The organism is Pseudoalteromonas sp. TB51 (genome assembly GCF_000498055.1).
GTDB lineage: Bacteria > Pseudomonadota > Gammaproteobacteria > Enterobacterales > Alteromonadaceae > Pseudoalteromonas > Pseudoalteromonas atlantica.
The window spans coordinates 1-20,149 of sequence record NZ_AUTO01000051.1; the positions used below are offsets into that span (position 1 = coordinate 1).

Consider the following 20,149-nt stretch of genomic DNA (forward strand, 5'->3'; position numbering starts at 1 on the left):
GGAGCCACTTTTCCAAAGTGTCAGTACGCCGCCAATTAAGGTTGACGGTGACACATCACCCAGGCTGGTGGTGTGCATTATTGGTAATAGGTTTGCAGGTATGTAACACAGTACAGAAGTCACCAACCATGCCGTTGCTTTTTGAACACTGTTGGGGTTTCTTACATGGGTTTTAGTGTGACAACGCGGGCAAATACTACTTTTACACAGTTGATGGCATACATGGCAAGCTTTAATGTTTTGATCAATAGCGCGTTTGGCATGTGCTGCGTCTTCAAGTGTTGTTGCTGGTTTAATATGTGCCCATAAGCGCGGCTTATTTAAATGGGCAAGCGCCGCAATATACATAATAACAAAGCCAATATATGCCCAAAAGCTGGTGCCAAAACTAATGTCGGCAAGCGACATAATTTTAACCATGCTTACTAACACGCCAATTAAAAATATTTCAGACATGATCCACGGCTCAAGGGCCAAGGTAAACTTGAGCAATCGCCTAGCGATGGCCTCAGGCAAGGATTGCAAAAGCCCAAGATGCATAGGAATAAGAATGATCAGTAAGCTCATTGGCAGCGCAATAATGCTTAAATCAATAAATAAGCCAAGTAACTCACTGTCGTAATTAAATAAAATTCGGGCAGCATCAGGCAGGGTGATGGTTTGCGTTATGCCGCTGCTACTAAATGAAATAAACGGGTAAAACATGCTGCTTAATAGCATTAATAATGAGCCAATACTTAGCGCAACTACTTTACTGTCGTTGTTTACATCGCCTTCGCACAACTTATGGTGACAATGCGGGCACACGGCCATTTGCTTATCGGCTATTGCGGGTATATCAATTATTAGGTCGCAGCACGGGCAAATTGTTTGCAAGTTATAACCATCAAAGAAGAATGTTTACGCAATTTTGCTATATTTAAGTTATTAATACAACGCGATTCATCATTAAGCGCAATAACAATACGTTAAGGATAGATGTGAGGCTGTTATTACTTTGCTTTATTAGCTGTTTGTTTATAAGCCCGCCAGTATCTGGCGCTTGGCAAAAACAGCCAATTGTGATTGCTGCCAGTGCGACTATTCCTCCCTATGTAATAGAAAAAACAGATACGGGTATACAACTTAATATAATTAAAGCGGCACTTATTGAGCAAGGCTTAGATAATATTGTGGTTATTTACATGTCTAACAAGCGCGCCGAGCAGCAACTACATAGCGGTAATGTGGATATACTGCTTAATTACGCAGGAAAGCGCGGCGCAGCTATTTACCCTAGTCAGCCAGTATTGAGTTATAAAAATGTGGCGGTATCACTTAAAAAGCGCAACTTTACTATTGAGACTATAAAAGAGCTAAACAATAAAAGTGTATTAGGATTTCAACATGCAACAGCTTATTTACCACCCCCATTTGCAAAAGGGGTTGCTCAGTTTGCAAGTTATGAAGAAGTAGTCAACCAGCGTGCGCAAGTCGATAGGCTAATGAAAGACTGGGTGGATGTAATTATCCTCGATGAGCGCATTTTTCATTACTATAACAATGACTATGCGCACTCATTACCCGTTAATATTCACCCAATTTTTCCAAAAGCCCCACGCCCTGCTTATTTTAACAACGCAGTGCTGCAAAAAACATTTGATAAAGGCCTGCTAACTATAAAAGCAAAGGGAAAATATCAACAAATAATGAGTGGTTACCACTAAGCTCATTAGTAAGCTAAGCGGTACTTAATCAAACAAAGCAACGGTTTGACGTGTCAAAGCAATTAGCTCCCCCGATTGCGACCAAATACAGCCATCTTCTAAGCCATAACCCCCTTTAGCATGATGTGTAATTGCTTCAAAGCCTAACCATTCACCCGGTGTAAGCATTGGTTCTTGCACAAATTCTAAATACCACGACATGCTACTTGCAGGAGCCGGCTGTTTAAACATTTGTAATAATGTAGGAGGCCATGCATCGGTAAGGGCTATTATATGTGCTTCGGTAATTGCCTCTGGGGTATGTTTAAAGCGCATCCAGCCGCCTAAATGCGAGGTCTGTGCAGCGCTAAAAGGCATAGCGCCTTGCTGCGGACATAAATCAACATGCTGAAAAAACTCAGGCATTTGCCCTTCAATAAACGGCAATGTATGACGTGCATCCACAGGCTTTAATCCCATTTCTTTACTAACCGGTACATTAACACCCGATTGCCTATCAATAGCAAAGCACGCTTGGACAATAACGCACACTTGTTCACTCTGAATCACTTTAGCTAATACCTGAGTACTGCTTTTACCTTGGCGTAAAATTTCAACTGACAATGAAAAAGGCGTGTCGGCAAGCAGCGGCCCAACAAAATTAGTGCTCAAAGACAGTAATCGTCTACTTGGGTCAATGTGTTTTCTGATTGCTTGATAAAGTAGTGCAGCAGAAAGGCCACCAAAAGCGGTTCTACCTTGGCACCAATTAGCAGGAAACTCCATTGTATTGCTGTTATTGGCAAGCGAACCCGAAGAAGAGCTTGAAATAGCAGAGGCTTGTTTTAATAAGTCATCAAAATGCATCGTTAATATCCTTGAAATTATCATTATCAGACATATATAGCACATAACAACTGGTCAGACTAGTTGTGTTAGATAGGTGTATTTGGCGTAAAAAACATCAAACCCTACTTTTATTAAGGTTTTTTGTTAAATAAATTACAAAAAATGAATTTTTTTTCATTTTTACAGTTGAATTAACTTTGTGGCATCCCTATTTACTAGTCATCGAACGTATTAACGAATTTGAAGTTGGAGAAGATTCATGGGTAAAATTATTGGAATCGATTTAGGTACTACAAACTCTTGTGTTGCAGTACTTGATGGTGATAAAGCACGTGTTATTGAAAATGCGGAAGGCGATCGCACAACCCCGTCTATTATTGCTTACACGCAAGACGGTGAGACTCTAGTAGGTCAACCTGCTAAGCGTCAAGCGGTTACTAACCCAACTAACACGTTATTTGCAATTAAGCGTTTAATTGGTCGTCGTTTTGAAGACGAAGAAGTACAACGCGATATCGGTATTATGCCGTTCAAAATAATCAAAGCTGATAACGGCGATGCATGGGTTGAAGCGGGCGGTGAAAAACGCGCTGCACCACAAATTTCTGCAGAAGTACTTAAAAAAATGAAGAAAACGGCAGAAGACTTCTTAGGTGAAGAAGTAACTGAAGCTGTAATCACAGTACCTGCATACTTTAACGATTCACAACGTCAAGCAACAAAAGATGCTGGTCGTATTGCGGGTCTTGAAGTTAAACGTATCATCAATGAGCCAACAGCTGCTGCCCTTGCTTACGGCATGGACAAAAACAAAGGTGAAAACGTTGTTGCAGTATACGATTTAGGTGGTGGTACTTTCGATTTATCAATCATTGAAATTGATGAAGTTGAAGGCGAGCACACATTTGAAGTACTTGCTACAAACGGTGACACTCACTTAGGTGGTGAAGATTTCGATAACCGCGTAATCAACTACTTAGTAGCTGAGTTCAAGAAAGACCAAGGTATCGATTTACAAAACGATCCGCTTGCTATGCAACGTGTTAAAGAAGCGGCTGAAAAAGCGAAAATCGAACTATCATCTGCACAATCTACAGAAGTTAACCTTCCGTACGTAACTGCCGATGCATCAGGTCCTAAGCACATGAACGTTAAACTAACGCGTGCTAAACTTGAGTCATTAGTTGAAGACTTAGTAACTAAGTCAATTGAGCCACTTAAACGTGCTCTAGCGGATGCTGATTTATCTGTAAATGATATTAACGATATCATTTTAGTAGGTGGTCAAACACGTATGCCACTAGTACAAAAAACAGTTGCTGAGTTCTTTGGTAAAGAGCCACGTAAAGATGTTAACCCTGATGAAGCTGTAGCAGTAGGCGCGGCAATTCAAGGTGGTGTATTAGCAGGTGACGTTAAAGACGTACTATTACTAGACGTGTCTCCATTATCGCTAGGTATTGAGACAATGGGCTCAGTAATGACCGCGCTAATTGAGAAAAATACAACGATTCCTACTAAGAAATCGCAAACTTTCTCTACAGCAGAAGATAACCAATCTGCCGTTACGATTCACGTACTACAAGGTGAGCGTAAGCGTGCTAGCGACAACAAATCTCTAGGTCAATTTAACCTAGAGGGTATTCGTCCTGCACAACGTGGTACTCCACAAATCGAAGTAACTTTCGATGTAGATGCGGATGGTATCTTACATGTATCAGCGAAAGATAAAGATACAGGTAAAGAGCAAAAAATCACGATTCAAGCGTCTTCAGGCTTAAGCGATGAAGAAGTAGAAAAAATGGTTCGTGATGCAGAAGCTAACGCTGAAGAAGATAAAAAGTTTGAAGAGCTAGTAGCAACTCGTAACCAAGCTGATGCAATGGTACACGGTACTCGCAAGCAAATTGAAGAAGCTGGCGATGCACTACCAAGCGAAGACAAAGATGCAATTGAAGCAGCTGTTGTTGACCTTGAAGCAGCTATTAAGAGCGACGACAAAGCAGAAATTGAAGCTAAAACGCAAGCACTTGCTGAAAAGTCTCAAAAGCTAATGGAAATCGCTCAAGCTAAAGCGCAACAAGGTGGCGCAGATGCAGGCGAGCAACCACAACAGTCTGCTAAGCAAGACGACGATGTAGTTGATGCTGAGTTTGAAGAAGTAAAAGACGACAAGTAATTGTCAGCTAAGCTTCTAACTAGCCTAAACAACATGATTTGCTCAAGTTTTTAGGGTAGGATGAACTTTTGAGGCGCGCAGGCTACAGCTTGTCGCGCCTTTTGTATGTATTTAAGGTTTAAAATTTTCATGATAAATCGATGTGATTTATCGGTTTATCCCGCAGCCTAGCTGCAAATAGAAAAGAGTAGTGTGATAGATATGTCAAAACGCGATTATTACGAAGTTCTCGGCGTAAGCAAAGATGCAAGCGAGAGAGACATAAAAAAAGCGTATAAACGCTTAGCGATGAAATATCACCCAGATCGTACCGCCGGTGATAAAGATCTCGAAACTAAATTTAAAGAAGTAAAAGAAGCTTACGAGATTTTAACCGACGATCAAAAACGTCAAATGTATGACCAATACGGCCATGCTGCCTTTGAACAAGGCGGTGGCGGCGGTCACGGTGGCTTTGGCGGTGGTGGTCAAGGCGATTTTGGTGATATTTTTGGTGATGTGTTCGGTGACATTTTTGGTGGCGGTGGTGGCCGTCGTCAATCGCGTCAGCAACGTGGATCAGATTTACGTTACAACATGGACCTAAGCTTAGAAGAAGCGGTCCGTGGTAAAGAAGTAGAAATAAAAGTACCTACATGGGTTAGCTGTAAGCCATGTGATGGCAGTGGTGCAAAAGCGGGCTCTAAGCCTAAAACATGTACTACGTGTCACGGTGCTGGCCAAGTACAAATGCGCCAAGGTTTCTTTGCTGTTCAACAAACGTGTCCAACGTGTCAGGGGCAGGGTCAGATTATTTCAGACCCATGTGATAAGTGTCACGGACAAGGGCGCGTTGAGAAAACGAAAACGTTGTCAGTTAAAATTCCAGCAGGCGTAGATACAGGCGATCGTATTCGTTTAACCGGTGAAGGCGAAGCGGGTATGCACGGAGCGCCAGCTGGCGACTTATACGTGCAAGTATCTGTACGCGAACACCCAATTTTTGTACGCGATGCGAATAACTTGTACTGCGAAGTGCCAATTAGCTTTACTACCGCAGGTTTAGGTGGCGAAATTGAAGTGCCTACGCTTGATGGCCGTGCAAAACTTAAAATACCGTCTGAAACACAAACGGGCAAAATGTTCCGTATGCGTGGCAAAGGTGTTAAATCGGTTCGTAGTGGTGCTCAAGGTGACTTAATTTGTAAAGTGGTGATTGAAACGCCTGTAAACTTAAACGAGCGTCAACGCGAGTTACTTAAAGAGTTAGACGAGAGCATGGGCAAAGATAGCTCAAAAAACCGTCCTAAAGAGCAAGGCTTTTTTGACGGCGTTAAAAAGTTTTTTGATGATTTAACTAAATAATTAGTTATCGTAAAAACTAAAAAAACGGTGCTTGATGCACCGTTTTTTTTGGCTCAAATTCCTGTGATTTAACCATTTTACTGGGCACGACTTAGCAATATTATAAAGTGCGTATACTCAATCGATTAATTCATCCATTGAGCAATTTTGTTGCCTTGTGCAATTGACCCCACACCGCTTTACCCTTTGTCCCTATACCCTCGTCAATAAAAGGCTTTTTACGTATCTGCTATTAAGTTACTCTTCAAAATGATTAACCCTTATTGTAGATTAATAATGCGCTTAAAATAATCTGACTAAATTGTATGACCCCGGCAATAGAATTACTGAAAAAACAAAATGTGCCTCACGATGTACTTAGTTATCAACACGATGCTAATACAACGCGTTATGGCCAAGAAGCCGTTGAAAAGTTAAACCTTAACAGTGAGCAGGTATTTAAAACCCTCGTGCTTGAAACCAATGAAGGGCAGTTAATTGTTGCCATTACACCGGTGTCCCAGCAAGTAAATTTAAAGCAATTGGCCAAACTCAGTCACGCTAAAAAGGTCGTAATGGCAAGCGCGCCAAAGGTGCAAGCCGCTACAGGGTATATTTTAGGAGGGGTTAGCCCGCTTGGGCAAAAAAAGCGCCTAACCACTTTTATTCATTCAAGCGCTATGGCCTTTAAAACAGTGTATGTAAGTGCAGGTAAGCGAGGGCTTGAGGTAGCGCTTTCGCCAACCGATTTAAAGGCACAAACGCGTGCCACCTATGGCGATTTTTAAAAACCTCCACAAAAACCAACACGCCCTAAACCGTAAATTTTAAAGGCGATAATTTGCTGCTTAGGGTATTTTTAACTACAGTCAAAATACCCTTGTACACTATGCATTATGGCAGTATGTATGAATTTTACTGATGTTAATTTTTTTGCCGTGCTTGTGGCGGCGCTTTCCTCTTTTATGCTTGGCGGTATTTGGTATTCAAACGCTTTTTTTAAAAATGCCTGGTTAGAGTGTACAGGCCTTACGGAGCTTGATTTACAAACAGCAAAACCGGCGTTAATTTTTGGCGGCAGTATGGTACTTGCACTTTTGTCGGCGGTGGTGCTTTCATTATTTTTAGGTAAAGAGGCAGGAATGGGAGAGGGCGCCTTTACAGGTTTTGCCATCGGTTTGTTTTGGGTAGGTAGCTCGCTGGGGCTCAGTTACATTTATGAGCAGCGGCCAATCAAGTTATTTATAATTAATGCAGGGTATTACACATTACAATTTACATTAATGGGTTTTATTATAGGTGTATGGCCCTAAGTACGCTAAATAAGGCGCCACCTTTAAGCGCTAAAATATAATAAAGATAATTATGAAAATATTAGTCGTTGATGATATGCCACTTATGCGCCACGTATTAATTAATATGTTAAGGCAGCTTGATTACAAAAATGTTGTGGAGGCAACTGACGGCCAACAGGCGTTAAAAATACTGCGTCAGCAAAAATTTGATTTAGTAATAACCGACCTACATATGCCTAAAGTAGACGGTGTAAACTTGCTCGATAACATACGCCACGACCAAGCCTTAGTCGATTTACCTGTTATTATGGTCACGTGTGAAGATAACGCTGATACAGTAAAACAAGTTATTAAAGCAAAAGTGTCGGGGTTTATTATTAAACCATTTAATATGAATGTGTTATCAGCGCAATTAAACCGCTTGTTTTTTAGAGATTAGCGAAACGCTTTTATGGCGTTTTATACCGTACCTATTATTTAATCCCCTGCGTTTTTCTTCACCGCTTATTAGGCAGTTTGCCTAGCTTCTGTAACGTTTTTATTTATTAACTGCTAAAATGCCTGCTTTGTATCTACGTAGATATGTTAAGGAGTGTATGGCTAAGCCAAATAAAAAAGGGCCGACTAAAACAGTCGATATTTTTTGCTCTGCTTGCAAAGCGGCGCTGTTTAAATATAGAAAAGGCGGCAAAGGCGCTTTAGTTAAATGTTTTATAGAGCGAATAACCCAAGATTACACAACTACACCGTGTATTTGCCCCCAATGCGAGCGCCCATTTGCGCGCCCAGCAATCATACGCGGTACGCCAGCTTATAAAATAATTGGCGGTAAGGTTACCTTTAAATAACCCAATACGTTTAAAAATGTAATAACTAGAAAAACTTAGATTTGCTGCTTAGTAAGGCGGACAATTGACCTTGTACCAATAAACAAGCCTGATATACTCGCCCGGTTTTGCTGTTTCAATGATTGAAAAACACCCTCCCCAAGGATAGGGCCAGTTAGTTGGGTTTTTTAAGCAAAGGATAAACGTGTGATAGCACTGTTATTTGATATTGTAGGTATGGCGGGTACTTTCTTAGTTGTTGGTGCATTCTTTTTATTACAACTTAATAAAGCATCCCCAACGGGGTTATTGTACAACATAATGAATTTAACAGGGGCAATTTTGCTGTTAATAAGTTTGTGTTACAACTTTAACCTTGCAAGCTTTGTAATTGAGATTTTCTGGATTGCAGCTTCACTGATCGGCTTATACAAGTACGCTAAAAATAAGCCTCAATTAGCCACTAACTCGTAATTTTAGTACCGCTAATGATGTTTACTGTTGCGAGTCAGTACAGACTTGCAGCAGTTTATAAATAAATTAAGATTTATTGTATTTGTTAACACAAAGTTTCTGTTGTTAGCGCCCATAACCCGTTAAACTAGCGCCCTTAAATTTTATAGCTATTTTGTTGTGAGCTAGGGCATGTTCTCCTTTTCTAAAAAACTTCTTTTATCTTTTGTTGTACTGATAGTGCTATTGTCGGTCGTGTTTTGCTATGGCCGAACTCATTATTATAATCAGGCCGAGCAAAAAGCAGCCCAGCAAGCAACTCAGTTAAAGCATTATATTGATGCTGAGCTTGCGCGTTTTTCAAAAATTCCTCAGCTTCTTACCTATAACAATGAGGTTATTGATTTTTTAGGTGCGGCGCAAAATAACGAAAAAAAGATTAATAACTACTTAGCTGATATACAACAAGCCAGTGGTGCCTCAGATATTTATATTCTTGATGAACAAGGCGCTGTGATTGCAAGCAGTAACTGGCAGGCCGATCATAACTTTTTAGGTAGCGATCTGTCGTTTAGACCGTATTTTAAGCGCGCATTTGCAGGTGAAAAAGTAGCGTATTTTGCCGTAGGCATGCGTACAAAAGAGCGAGGCATCTATTTTTCACAAGCCATTTATAACAATAATCAAGCGGTAGGGGTTGTTGTTTTAAAAGTCAATGTGAACAAATTTGAAAGTGACCGTGAGCTTTTAAATACCGCCAAAGGCAGCCACTTTTATGTGCAGCTAGAAGATAGCGTGGTTGCTATTTCAGATATGGAAAATTGGCGCCTGAATACGTTTTCTACACTCGATATTACTCATCGTCGAGACATCGCTCAGCGTCGTGCGTATTTAGATTATCAACCTAAGCTGATTGCTCATTCAAATTACACATCACAAAGGTTACTGTTTAGCACAATTGATGAGCATAACTATTTATCGGTAGAGCAAAAATTACGCTTTTTGAACGCATCGGTTACCGTATTAGTAAATGTATCTAATGCTAATATTGCCCAATTACCGGCGTTATTTGGCTTTGTGGTAATTTATGCGCTTATTATTGCCCTAGGGTATGTAGTTTTAAGGCGCTTTGTTGGCGTTAAAAAGCTGGTTTATTCCCATCACAGTGTCAGTCAGGAAATTAGTGCACGCACTAATGCTTTTAAAGCACAGCAAGATGCGCTTGTACAATCAACTAAGCTTGCAACAATTGGCCAGCTTAGCATGGGCTTTAACCACGAAATTAACCACCCGCTTAATACCATTAATACTTACTTAGCCAGTGCTAAACGCTTGCTAGCTAAAGGAAAGTTTGAAGCCCTAAACGAAAATTTACAGTTTGTTGAAGCCTTAGTAGCAAGAGTGCATAAAATAGTTGCACAGCTAAATTATTTTTCTGATTCTGCAAAAACGATTATTAGCGAAGTGCCATTAAGTGAATCAGTAGCCAAGGCACTTGAGATTAATAAAAACCAGCTAAAGCAGGACAATATAAGTGTTTTACCGCCTAAAATTGACAGCCAATTAAACGTGTTAGCAGATAAAGCGGCCCTTGAAGAAGTGTTAGTTAACTTAATATCGAATGCCAGCCAAGCAATGCAAGGGTGTATTACTCGCGAGTTGAGTATTAGGACCATTTATCTAAATAATAGTGTGCAACTGTGTATTGAAGATACCGGTCCAGGCATAGAAGTGCACGATATAGAGACTATTTTTGAGCCTTTTTACAGTACTAAATCGGTTGATGGGCTAGGGCTTGGCTTGTGTATTTCTAAGCAAATTATTAGCGCGCTTAATGGCACGCTAAGCGCACAGAACCGCGAGCAAGGCGGCGCTAAATTTATTATTACGCTTCCTTGTGAGCCGCTAAGGAGCTAAATAAAAGTAATTTAAGGGCTAAATTATTGAGCGAGTAGTGGTTAATTGTGGCTATTTGTTCCTACAAAAACGGTAATTTTTAGATAGTTAGTGTTATTGCTCGAAAATCAGAACGGCGTTATAGTCGTAGCAAAATGATACACGAGTAGCACCTTTGGATACTGATAGCACACACACACCGTCACTCAGCGATACGTTTAATGAGCTGCAAAATAGCTTTTTAGCCCAGTCGTACCTCCCGATAGATAAGCGTATCGTATTATTAAAAACGCTGCACAAACGCATTGTTAGCAATGAACAAGCGTTTATCGATGCAGCATCAAAAGACTTTGGCTACAGAACCGCGTTCGATACGTTACTTGGCGATATTCTGCCTACGGTTCAGGGCTTAGCGCACATTATTAAAAAATTGCCAAAATGGGCAAAACCCAGTAAGCGCTCTACTAGCTTAAGTTTGTGGCCATCAAAAGTGAGTGTGACTTACCAGCCACTTGGTGTAGTTGGTGTGATTGCACCATGGAATTACCCCATACAATTGGCATTAGTGCCTGTTATTACCGCCATTGCTGCGGGTAATAGAGTTATGCTTAAGCTCAGCGAATTTACCCCGCATACTAATGCAGTCATCGAAAAAATATTTGCAGACGAGCTACAAGCGCACTGTAAAGTGGTGTTAGGGGCAAGCGATGTAGCGAGTGAGTTTTCTGCACTGCCATTTGCACATCTGCTGTTTACTGGCTCAACGTCAGTGGGCAAGCTGGTTATGAAAGCAGCCAGCGAAAATTTAACTCCTGTTACCTTAGAGCTTGGTGGTAAGTCGCCGGTGATCATTACTGAACAAGCTAATATTAAAAAAGCAGCGCAAACATTATTGTTTGGTAAAATGGCTAATGCGGGGCAAATTTGTGTAGCCCCAGATTATGTATTTGTACCTAAGGCCCTTGAGCATCAGCTGGTGCAGCAATTGTGCGAGCTTTATAAAAAGCACTTTAAAGACGGGGTTGAAGGCAAAAACTTAACGTCAATTATTAGCGATGCGCATTACACTCGCTTAGAAGGGTATTTAACACAAGCACAGCAGTTAGGTGCGCAAGTTATTAAGCCGCTAGATCAAAACCAACAAGACCAACAAAAGCATAGAATGGGTTTGCATATTGTTACCGCACCTAGCGATGATATGACGCTAATGCAAGATGAGTTATTTGGCCCCATTTTGCCTATTAAAACCTACGAAAAGCTCGATGAGGCAATTAGCTACATAAAAGCGCATAATCACCCTTTAGCGCTATATATTTTAGGCCAAGATAAGCACGCTCAAGATTACATCATGGAGCAAACATTAAGTGGTACAGTTGCTGTAAACGATGCCTTAGTGCAGGTGACAGCAGACGATGTGCCATTTGGTGGGGTTGGGCATTCAGGAATGGGGCATTATCATGGTAAAGAAGGGTTTTTAACCTTTAGTCATGCAAAAAACACCTTGGTGTCTAGCTCGTTTAACCCGCGTACCGCGCTTTTACTCAAACAGAGCAACCTTATTATTAAGTTGCTTAAATTTTTATATATTAAGTAAATGGGTATAAAAAAGGGCAAATGCGAGATGCATTTGCCCTTGTGAAACGCTTAGGTTTTGCTAGGCGAAAATTAAAATAAGCGACCTTCACCGGCGTACGTGCCTGCGAGTATTTTTTCGTAGATTTTGTCGGCTTTTTCTTTTGCTTCTTCTATTTCTTTAGGTAGCATTTTACGCTCATCTAGCTTACGGCTATGGCTTGCTTGCATGTTGCCGTTGTATTCTGCAATGGTATTCCACACATACGACTTCTCTAAGTCTTTTGGCATGCCTAGGCCTTCAAAATACATGAGCGCCAGATTAAATTGCGCCAGTGAGTAGTTATTAGCAGCGGCTTTTTCGTACCACGTTCTGGCTTGTTTATAATCGCGCGTTACGCCCTCGCCATTTGCATACATAACACCTAAATTAAATTGTGCGGCGGGGNAGGTTTTTTTTCGCTGCTTTTTCAAATAACGTAACCGCCATTTGCTTATCAAGCTTTACGCCTTTGCCTTCATCGTATAAAACCGCTAGCGCAAACATTGAGTCAGCGTGATTTTTTTTAACGCCTTCTTTATAAAGCTCTGCCGCTTTAAAGTAGTCGCGTGTAACACCATAGCCGCCCTCGTAAAGTTTACCTAGTTCGTAAATACCAGGGGCAAAGCCTTTATCAGCTAAATATTCAAATTCTTTTAGTGCCGTCGCAAACTCGCCTTCGTTGGCAGCTCTTATACCGTCTTCAAGAGTTGCATGTGCAAATGGGCTTGAAAGCAAAACGCCAGTGAGTATTAATGCTTTTAAATTAAACTGTGACATAGCCATGTCTCCAATAGGTAATAGTTGCAATGTGTATGTATAAAAACCTGTTTTATTGCAACACTTTGTACTTACTATTTAATAGCCACGTATAAAATGGTGCAAGTGCTTGGGGTTAAGTGAAATACTAACGCTTTGGTGATTATATGCTCGTTTAACACTTAGCCAAGCTGTTGTGGTAATTATAGCTTAAATAAGCAATTATATTGCTAATAATGCGCTGTTTATAAGCGTAAGATACAGATATTACAGAAAATTTAAAGCAGTAAAAAAGCGCAAGCCAAGGCCTGCGCTTTTAATGTCATATTAACCGTCACTAATATGAGCAATGTAGCAAGTAGAGATGAACTTTTATGCTATTACTTGGGTCGAGTAAATAATAGCCATTAAGCAGTCACGCGCTTAAAACAAAATGTCAGCATCCATGCTGTATTTCTTCCTTGGGCACTGAGGTCGTTACACTTTGTTTATGCGATTAATTATTATTTAGATTTGGCGATGTGTCAACAGTAAATAATAATTATTATCAATTAAAATAAATTAACATCTTTACGTATTTATGTGAGAGTTTGAGAGAAAGCGTTAGTTGAGGATTTCATGTTTAAAATAAAAAATATAAAAGTTTCGCGCGTAGCCATTGCGCTCAGTCTGCTATTTTTGTGTAGTTGTTCGGCTTCGTTTACTTATAATAACTTAACGTGGCTTTCATCGTTTTGGGTAGATGACTACATTGACCTAAATAAGCAGCAAAACAAGCAACTCAAAAGTATTATTAACACAACCCAGCAGTGGCACCGCACCACGCAATTACCCGCCTACAAGCAAGATATCCTAAATTTAAAAGTGTTATTTAATCAGCAGTTAGACTATCAGCAACTAAAGTCGCAAGTGGTATTGGCCAGAGCTCATTTTCAAAACATTCTTGAACACGCGCATATACCGCTCGCGCAGTTAGGGCTTACGCTTTCTTATGCGCAGCGCGAAGAGCTTATTGCTAATATCCAAACGCAAATTAACGAAGAATACGAAGAGTTTACTGAATTAACAGCGCAGGAGCGCAAAAGCGAGCGCCTAGAAAGGCAGCTCGATTACTACAAACAATGGCTAGGAAAGTTAACCCCTGTGCAAACGCAGCTTATTACCCAAGCTAACAATGCTCATTATGACTCTTCATTGCTTTGGCATCAGTACAAGCAAACGCGTTTAAATGCAGCGCAGCAAGTACTTTTAAATAAAGCGCTCAGTGAGGCTGAATTTGTAAAACAATTAAGCTATGTAATTACACAGCGAGAAGCGTATATGAGCGAAGAACTATTAGCCAGTAATGATGCAAACCTAGCGCTCTATGTAAACCTACTTATTGAGCTAAATACCACCTTGAGTGAGCAGCAACGCGAGAGTGTAAATGATGAGTTTGATGAGCTGATTAATACGCTCACCGATTTAATTGAAGATTAATGCTTATTTAAGCTAAGGCTCACATTAGCCAAAAAGCTAACGTATTGTTTGCTAATTAAGCATGTGTAACTTTTTATAAATTTTACGCTTATTAAGGAAGTTAGCGCGAGGCGTACTGCGGTGGATGAATTTACAACAGGGCGTTTGGTTTTTAGTCAGGGCAAAGCCTTTGAAGGCGATTTAATTGCACCTAGAGTGAAAAATTTCAATCCACACAGGTCACCTCGCCCTCGATAAATGCTAAGATAATATTTCATATTTAATAACGTCCTATCTGATCGATTTTAAAATATATCACGTACGCTTCTCACTTATTTGTTGCTTGATTATCCTCGTTATATCTAACAAATGAAGCAAAGCGACACCATGGTGATAATTAAAACGCGCGCATATTAAGGTTTGTAATGGCTGCAGTTTATGGTTACTGATTTAAAAGGAATGCTCAATACGTGGTATCCGCTTCGTGATGAACAACAATGGGTGCTCGCAACCTTGTACCAAATTGAAGGGTCTAGCTATCGAAAATTGGGCGCGATGATGCTTATTTCGAGCCTTGGCCAGCGCTTAGGCATGCTTTCGGGTGGCTGTTTAGAGGCTGATATTCAGCGCCACGCTAAACAGGTTATGACCTCATTACATTCTAAAACTATTACCTACGATGCAACCGATGAAGACGACTTAACATTTCAGCTAGGAATTGGCTGTGGTGGTGTGGTGCATATTATTTTGCAAAGCGTTAATAGTAAAAACGAATACTTACAACTAGATAGCATGTTTAATGCGCTTAAAAATAAGCAATCGGGGCACTATACACAGCAAATTAAACCTTTAGTGGCAAAGGGGTCTGGCGTTTTTAAAACCGTGGCGCAGCAGCACAACTTATCTTTAAACCGCAAAGCAACGCTTTTAGAGCAAGATAAAGTCCAACGTTTAGAAGTGGCTATTTACCCCAGCGCACATTTATTAATTGTTGGCGGTGGCGCTGATGCGATACCGGTATACGCGTTTGCTAAACAACTCGGGTGGATGGTAAGTGTATGGGATAGCCGAGCTGCAAATGCTAAAAGAGACTACTTTAAGCAGGCCGATAATATTTTGCGTTGCCCAGCTACGCAGCTTAAACAATTTTGCGAACAGCACAAAGTGGATGCCGCTGTTTTAATGGCCCACAGTGTAGAGCTTGACTCACAGGCGTTAGCCGCACTTGAGCAAAGCCAACTAAAGTACATGGGATTACTGGGGCCTACACATCGCCGAGCGCAAGTGTTTGAACATGCAAATACAACGGTAAATAAGGTAGTAGCGCCTGTATTTGGTCCTGTTGGGCTTAATTTGGGAGGCGACTCGCCAGAGAGCATAGCTTTGTCGCTCATTAGCGAAATTCATGCGGTATTTGCTAATAAAGATGCTACATCGTTAAGTAATTGGGGCAACTAAGGTGCGCGTAGCAAAGGTTATTTTAGCCGCTGGGCAATCGTCGCGCTTTAACGGCTGTAAGCTTATAGCCGATGTAGGTAATAAACCAATGATTTGCCGCGCCGTAGATACCTTACAAGGTAATGACACATTACCCATATACGTTATTAGCGGTGCTTGGCATGCGCAAATTGAAGATGCGTTACGTGGCTATAAAAATGTTGAAATACTGCATAACCCATACTGGCAAATAGGCTTAGGAAAATCCATTGCGCTGGCAACACACACTATAAGTAAGGCGCACTCATTAGAGGGGATTTTATTTATGCTGGCGGATCAGGTTGAGCTTAGTGCTACACACATAAATACTTTAATTACTCATTTTAACAACAACCCCTCGCGCTGGTGCGCTGATTATGGCGAACGCCTTGGCGTACCTGCTGTATTTCCTGCCTGTGATTTTAAAACACTCGCAGCGCTAAATTGTGATAAAGGCGCTCAACATTTGCTGCGCGATACACAGGTTGACGTTAATACCATTTTACTTAAGCAGGCAAGCACAGATATCGACACTCAACAGCAATTAAAGCAGTTTATTAATAATAACAACAACCTAACTGTAAGCGAATAAACTAAAAAATATAGCCTAAACTTTAGGTTAAACGTTTAAAACGAGATTAAATTTTTAACAGTTATGCCAGCGCGCATTTTAAATGTGCGCTGCAATGCAAAGCGTAATAGTTTCAACGTACGGTGGTATAAAAAGTAACGTGTATGGGTCATGCGTTACTTTAATTTTATTTAGGCTTAATCAAGGGGCAAGCTATGGTGACGTTTACAGTTAATGGCAAAGAGGTTAAATCGCAAGCAAGTGCAGATACACCTTTGCTGTGGGTTATTCGCGATGAAATAGGGTTAAAAGGAACTAAGTTTGGTTGTGGTATTGCTATGTGCGGTGCATGTACAGTGCATCTAGATGGGCAAGCAACGCGCTCGTGTGTATTACCCGTGGGCGCAGTGGCAGGAAAAAACATTACGACCATTGAAGGGCTAAACAACGCGCACCCGCTGCAAAAAGCGTGGGTCGATGAGCAAGTACCTCAGTGTGGTTACTGTCAATCGGGGCAAATTATGCAAGCTGCTACGTTATTAGCAGACAATCCAAATCCAACAGATCAAGAAATAGTAAATCATATGAATGGCAACTACTGCCGCTGTATGGCGTACAAGCGTATTAAATCGGCTATACAACGTGCAGCTGATGAATCGCAAAGTGCAGTACAAATGTTTAACCCCAAAGAGCTAGACGTGTAACTGGAGCCGACAATGAAAAAACTATTTCAAAAAAATACCGAAACCGTAGACTTAAACCGTCGCTCTTTTATGATTAGTACAGCAACTGCTGGCCTGGTTATGGCATTTGCTCCGGCAATATTTTCAGGTGAACTTAGCGCCAAAGAGTCGATTGCACAACAATCGTTTTCACCCACAATTTGGTGGACTATGAACCAGCAAGGTGAAGTAGTCGTTAGTATTGCCAAAGCTGAAATGGGCCAACACGTAGGCACCGCCTTAGCGCGTATTGTGGCAGATGAGCTTGAGTGCGACTGGGATAAAGTATCAATCACGTATGTAGATACGCACGAAAAGTGGGGCTACATGGTTACAGGTGGCTCGTGGTCGGTGTTTCAAAGCTTTAAGCCGCTTTCACAAGCTGGCGCTGCGGGGCGTATAGCCCTTATAGATGCAGGGGCTAATATGCTTGGGGTTAAACCTGAGCAGTGCCACGCGAGCAAAGGACGTATAATTGCAGGCGATAAATCGCTCAGTTATGCCGATATTGTTAAAAATGGTGAGTTTAACCGTACCTTTAGCAGTGAAGAAGTTGCAAAACTGCCGTTAAAGCCTGCCAATAAACGCCACTTAACGGGTTTAAAACAAGACTTTAAAGCGCTTGATATTCCGGCAAAAACAAATGGTACTGCCGTATACGGTATAGATGTAGAGCTTGAAGGCATGGTGTGTGCGCGCCCTGTGATCCCACCAACACGCTATGGTAGCGAAGTGACACAGGTGGACGATAGCGCTGCAAAAGCAATAAAAGGCTATAAAGGGTTTGAGATTTTAAACGACCCGAGTAATACCGTACAAGGCTGGGTGGTGGTTTTAGCTGACAATTACCCCAGTGCTATTAAAGCGGTAGATGCGCTAAAAGTAACCTATAAAAAAGGGCAAACAGCTAATGTTACAGAGGCCGATATTCAATCTCTGGGCGAAAAATTATGTAACGATAGCAACGCTGGCACCTTATTTGTTAATGAAGGTGATACCGCTAAAATGCAGGCTGAGGCAACGCAGTCGCTTGAGTCACTGTACACCACAGCAACAGCAAGCCATTATCAATTAGAGCCGCTTAACGCAGTGGCAGAGTTTAAACAAGACAAGTGGATTATCCATACCGGTAATCAGTGGCAGTCTTTAACACTACCTGCATTGGCCAAGGCGTTAGAGGTTGAACAAAATAACGTTATTATTCGCCCTTATTATTTAGGCGGTGGATTTGGGCGTCGTTTATTTGGTGATTGGACTGTGCCTGCAGCATTAACAGCGAAAGCGATTGGCAAACCCGTAAAACTGGTATTTACGCGCGCCGACGATAGCTTATTTGATCAATCACGCTCTGCCTCTATAGCTAAATTAACTGCTTCGTTTAATGAAAATGGCGAGCTTAGTGCAATGGAACATGCTTTTGCAGCAGGCTGGCCAACAAAAGCAATGGCACCTGGCTTTTTATCACCAGGGGTTGATGGCAAAGGTAAGTTTGATGCATTTTCAGCCTCTGGAGCCGATCACTGGTACAGCATGGATAACCACCGTGCCCGCGCAATTAATAACGAATTAGCGCAAAGCACATTTACCCCAGGTTGGCTTCGCTCGGTAGGACCTGGCTGGATAGCATGGAGCTTAGAATCTTTTATCGACGAAATAGCGCACAAACAAGGGATTGATCCGGTTGAGTTTCGTTTATCAATGCTCGATGGCAAAGGTAAGCAAGCAGGTAAAGCCCCTGAAAGCGTGGGCGGAGCGCTGCGCTTAAATGCGGTACTTAAAAAAGTGTCAGCGAAGGTCGCAAATGTTAAGCTGGGTGAAAATGAAGGCATTGGTTTTTCAGTAAGTTCAGGCCAAGAGCGTAATATGCCAGCGTGGATTGCCACAGCAGCCCATGTGCACGTAAATAAAAGCGATGGCAAAATTACGCTTAAAAAGCTTTACGCCGTGGTAGATGCAGGTTTAATTGTTCACCCCGATGGTGCACTAGCCCAGCTTGAAGGTTCGTTATTGTGGGGCACAAGCCTTGCGTTACATGAATCAAATAATTACCAAAACGGACAAGTAGCAGCCACTAACTTTAACACTTACTTACCACTTAGAATGCAAGATGTGCCCGATATGGACATAGAGTTTGTACAAAGTGATGAGTTTCCAATGGGCTTAGGTGAGCCTGGAGTAATAGGTGTTGCACCAGCTATTGGAAATGCGGTATTTAATGCAGTTGGTGTGCGGTTACGTAATTTACCCATGAAACCCAATGAGCTTAAAGCAGGTCTTTCGGCCTAGTTAAGTGCTAACAAAGCGCGTAAGGCACAGGCTTTACGCGCTTTGAACTTAGCGATGAATTATTAAAATGTTAAAGGCTTTTTTATGCTAGTCGACCCAGCAGGGCGAAAATTTAGTTATCTACGTTTATCTATTACTGATGTATGTAATTTTAAGTGTGTGTATTGCTTACCGGATGGTTATCAATGCGATCACGACCGAGACTTCCTTTCACTTAACGAAATTAGCAATACAGTAAACGCCTTTGCTTATCATGGCATATCAAAGTTACGCATTACTGGCGGTGAGCCAACCCTCAGAAAAGATTTTATAGATGTAATTCGTGCGGCAAAAGACACCCAAGGTATTACCAAAATAGCCGCCACTACAAATGGTTACTCAATGCATAAACATGTTAAAGATTGGGCACACGCAGGGCTCAACGCAATAAATGTTAGCATCGACAGCTTAGACCCACGTATGTTTAATACCATTACCGGCAACGATAAGTTTGCCACGGTTATGCAAGGCATAGACACGGCCCTAGAGAGCGGCTTAGATTCAGTAAAAATAAACAGCGTACTCATGAAACAGTACAATGGTCGTGCCCTTGAACCTTTTTTAGCGTATTTAAAGCACAGACCCGTAACGATGCGTTTTATTGAGTTAATGCAAACAAACGACAATAAAGCATTTTTTGATGCTAACCATATATCGGGGCAATCCATAAAAGAGCAGTTGCTTCGCGCTGGTTGGCAACCCATTATACGCGATGTAAC

18 protein-coding genes and 1 pseudogene are annotated in these 20,149 nt (G+C 41.4%); 16 read left to right on the forward strand and 3 right to left on the reverse strand.

What is annotated here, in order from left to right:
* The coding region (locus L650_RS0101630) for a paraquat-inducible protein A (RefSeq protein ID WP_085065395.1) at window positions 1-876 on the reverse strand (876 nt) is incomplete at its 3' end.
* Between the two features lie 104 nt (window positions 877-980).
* On the opposite strand from L650_RS0101630, the gene L650_RS0101635 reads away from it, so the two are divergent.
* Complete coding sequence (locus tag L650_RS0101635; protein ID WP_029771942.1) at window positions 981-1,706, forward strand: substrate-binding periplasmic protein; 726 nt, start codon at window positions 981-983, stop codon at window positions 1,704-1,706.
* Between the two features lie 24 nt (window positions 1,707-1,730).
* On the opposite strand, the gene L650_RS0101640 is transcribed toward L650_RS0101635, so the two are convergent.
* Window positions 1,731-2,552, reverse strand: coding sequence for a thioesterase family protein (locus L650_RS0101640; protein WP_029771943.1), 822 nt, complete (start codon window positions 2,550-2,552; stop codon window positions 1,731-1,733).
* A 241-nt stretch (window positions 2,553-2,793) separates the two neighbouring features.
* On the opposite strand from L650_RS0101640, the gene dnaK reads away from it, so the two are divergent.
* The 9 genes from dnaK to L650_RS0101685 all read left to right on the forward strand — a co-directional run bounded on the left by dnaK (window position 2,794) and on the right by L650_RS0101685 (window position 12,101).
* A complete protein-coding gene (gene dnaK / locus L650_RS0101645; protein ID WP_024031902.1) occupies window positions 2,794-4,713 on the forward strand; it encodes a molecular chaperone DnaK in 1,920 nt (639 codons plus the stop codon).
* A gap of 201 nt (window positions 4,714-4,914) precedes the next feature.
* Complete coding sequence (gene dnaJ / locus L650_RS0101650; protein WP_024031901.1) at window positions 4,915-6,057, forward strand: molecular chaperone DnaJ; 1,143 nt, start codon at window positions 4,915-4,917, stop codon at window positions 6,055-6,057.
* Window positions 6,058-6,362: 305 nt separating this feature from the next.
* Window positions 6,363-6,824, forward strand: a complete 462-nt coding sequence (gene ybaK / locus L650_RS0101655) for a Cys-tRNA(Pro) deacylase (RefSeq protein WP_029771945.1) — start codon at window positions 6,363-6,365, stop codon at window positions 6,822-6,824.
* Between the two features lie 120 nt (window positions 6,825-6,944).
* Window positions 6,945-7,349 (forward strand): DUF1761 domain-containing protein, encoded by a 405-nt coding sequence (locus L650_RS0101660; protein ID WP_004588719.1) that lies wholly within the window; start codon window positions 6,945-6,947, stop codon window positions 7,347-7,349.
* Window positions 7,350-7,401: 52 nt separating this feature from the next.
* Window positions 7,402-7,770, forward strand: a complete 369-nt coding sequence (locus L650_RS0101665) for a response regulator (RefSeq protein WP_024031358.1) — start codon at window positions 7,402-7,404, stop codon at window positions 7,768-7,770.
* A gap of 157 nt (window positions 7,771-7,927) precedes the next feature.
* Window positions 7,928-8,179 (forward strand): hypothetical protein, encoded by a 252-nt coding sequence (locus L650_RS0101670; protein WP_004588717.1) that lies wholly within the window; start codon window positions 7,928-7,930, stop codon window positions 8,177-8,179.
* Window positions 8,180-8,365: 186 nt separating this feature from the next.
* Window positions 8,366-8,632 (forward strand): CBU_0592 family membrane protein, encoded by a 267-nt coding sequence (locus L650_RS0101675; protein ID WP_004588716.1) that lies wholly within the window; start codon window positions 8,366-8,368, stop codon window positions 8,630-8,632.
* Window positions 8,633-8,803: 171 nt separating this feature from the next.
* Window positions 8,804-10,528 (forward strand): ATP-binding protein, encoded by a 1,725-nt coding sequence (locus L650_RS0101680; RefSeq protein WP_029771946.1) that lies wholly within the window; start codon window positions 8,804-8,806, stop codon window positions 10,526-10,528.
* 154 nt (window positions 10,529-10,682) lie between these two features.
* Entirely contained in the window at window positions 10,683-12,101 is a 1,419-nt protein-coding gene (locus tag L650_RS0101685; protein WP_029771948.1) for a coniferyl aldehyde dehydrogenase, read from the forward strand.
* Between the two features lie 71 nt (window positions 12,102-12,172).
* On the opposite strand, the pseudogene L650_RS0101690 reads toward L650_RS0101685, so the two are convergent.
* A pseudogene (locus L650_RS0101690) lies at window positions 12,173-12,899 on the reverse strand (tetratricopeptide repeat protein).
* 597 nt (window positions 12,900-13,496) lie between these two features.
* Here L650_RS0101690 and L650_RS0101695 point away from each other — a divergent pair.
* The 6 genes from L650_RS0101695 to L650_RS0101725 all read left to right on the forward strand — a co-directional run.
* Window positions 13,497-14,357, forward strand: a complete 861-nt coding sequence (locus L650_RS0101695; RefSeq protein WP_029771949.1) for a DUF6279 family lipoprotein — start codon at window positions 13,497-13,499, stop codon at window positions 14,355-14,357.
* A gap of 417 nt (window positions 14,358-14,774) precedes the next feature.
* Window positions 14,775-15,794 (forward strand): XdhC family protein, encoded by a 1,020-nt coding sequence (locus L650_RS0101700; protein WP_029771950.1) that lies wholly within the window; start codon window positions 14,775-14,777, stop codon window positions 15,792-15,794.
* Window position 15,795: 1 nt separating this feature from the next.
* Entirely contained in the window at window positions 15,796-16,404 is a 609-nt protein-coding gene (locus L650_RS0101705; RefSeq protein WP_029771951.1) for a nucleotidyltransferase family protein, read from the forward strand.
* Between the two features lie 194 nt (window positions 16,405-16,598).
* Window positions 16,599-17,087, forward strand: coding sequence for a (2Fe-2S)-binding protein (locus L650_RS0101715; protein WP_029771953.1), 489 nt, complete (start codon window positions 16,599-16,601; stop codon window positions 17,085-17,087).
* A gap of 12 nt (window positions 17,088-17,099) precedes the next feature.
* Window positions 17,100-19,391 (forward strand): xanthine dehydrogenase family protein molybdopterin-binding subunit, encoded by a 2,292-nt coding sequence (locus tag L650_RS0101720; protein WP_029771954.1) that lies wholly within the window; start codon window positions 17,100-17,102, stop codon window positions 19,389-19,391.
* A gap of 84 nt (window positions 19,392-19,475) precedes the next feature.
* A partial coding sequence (locus L650_RS0101725) for a radical SAM protein (protein WP_029771955.1) occupies window positions 19,476-20,149 on the forward strand: 674 nt, incomplete at its 3' end.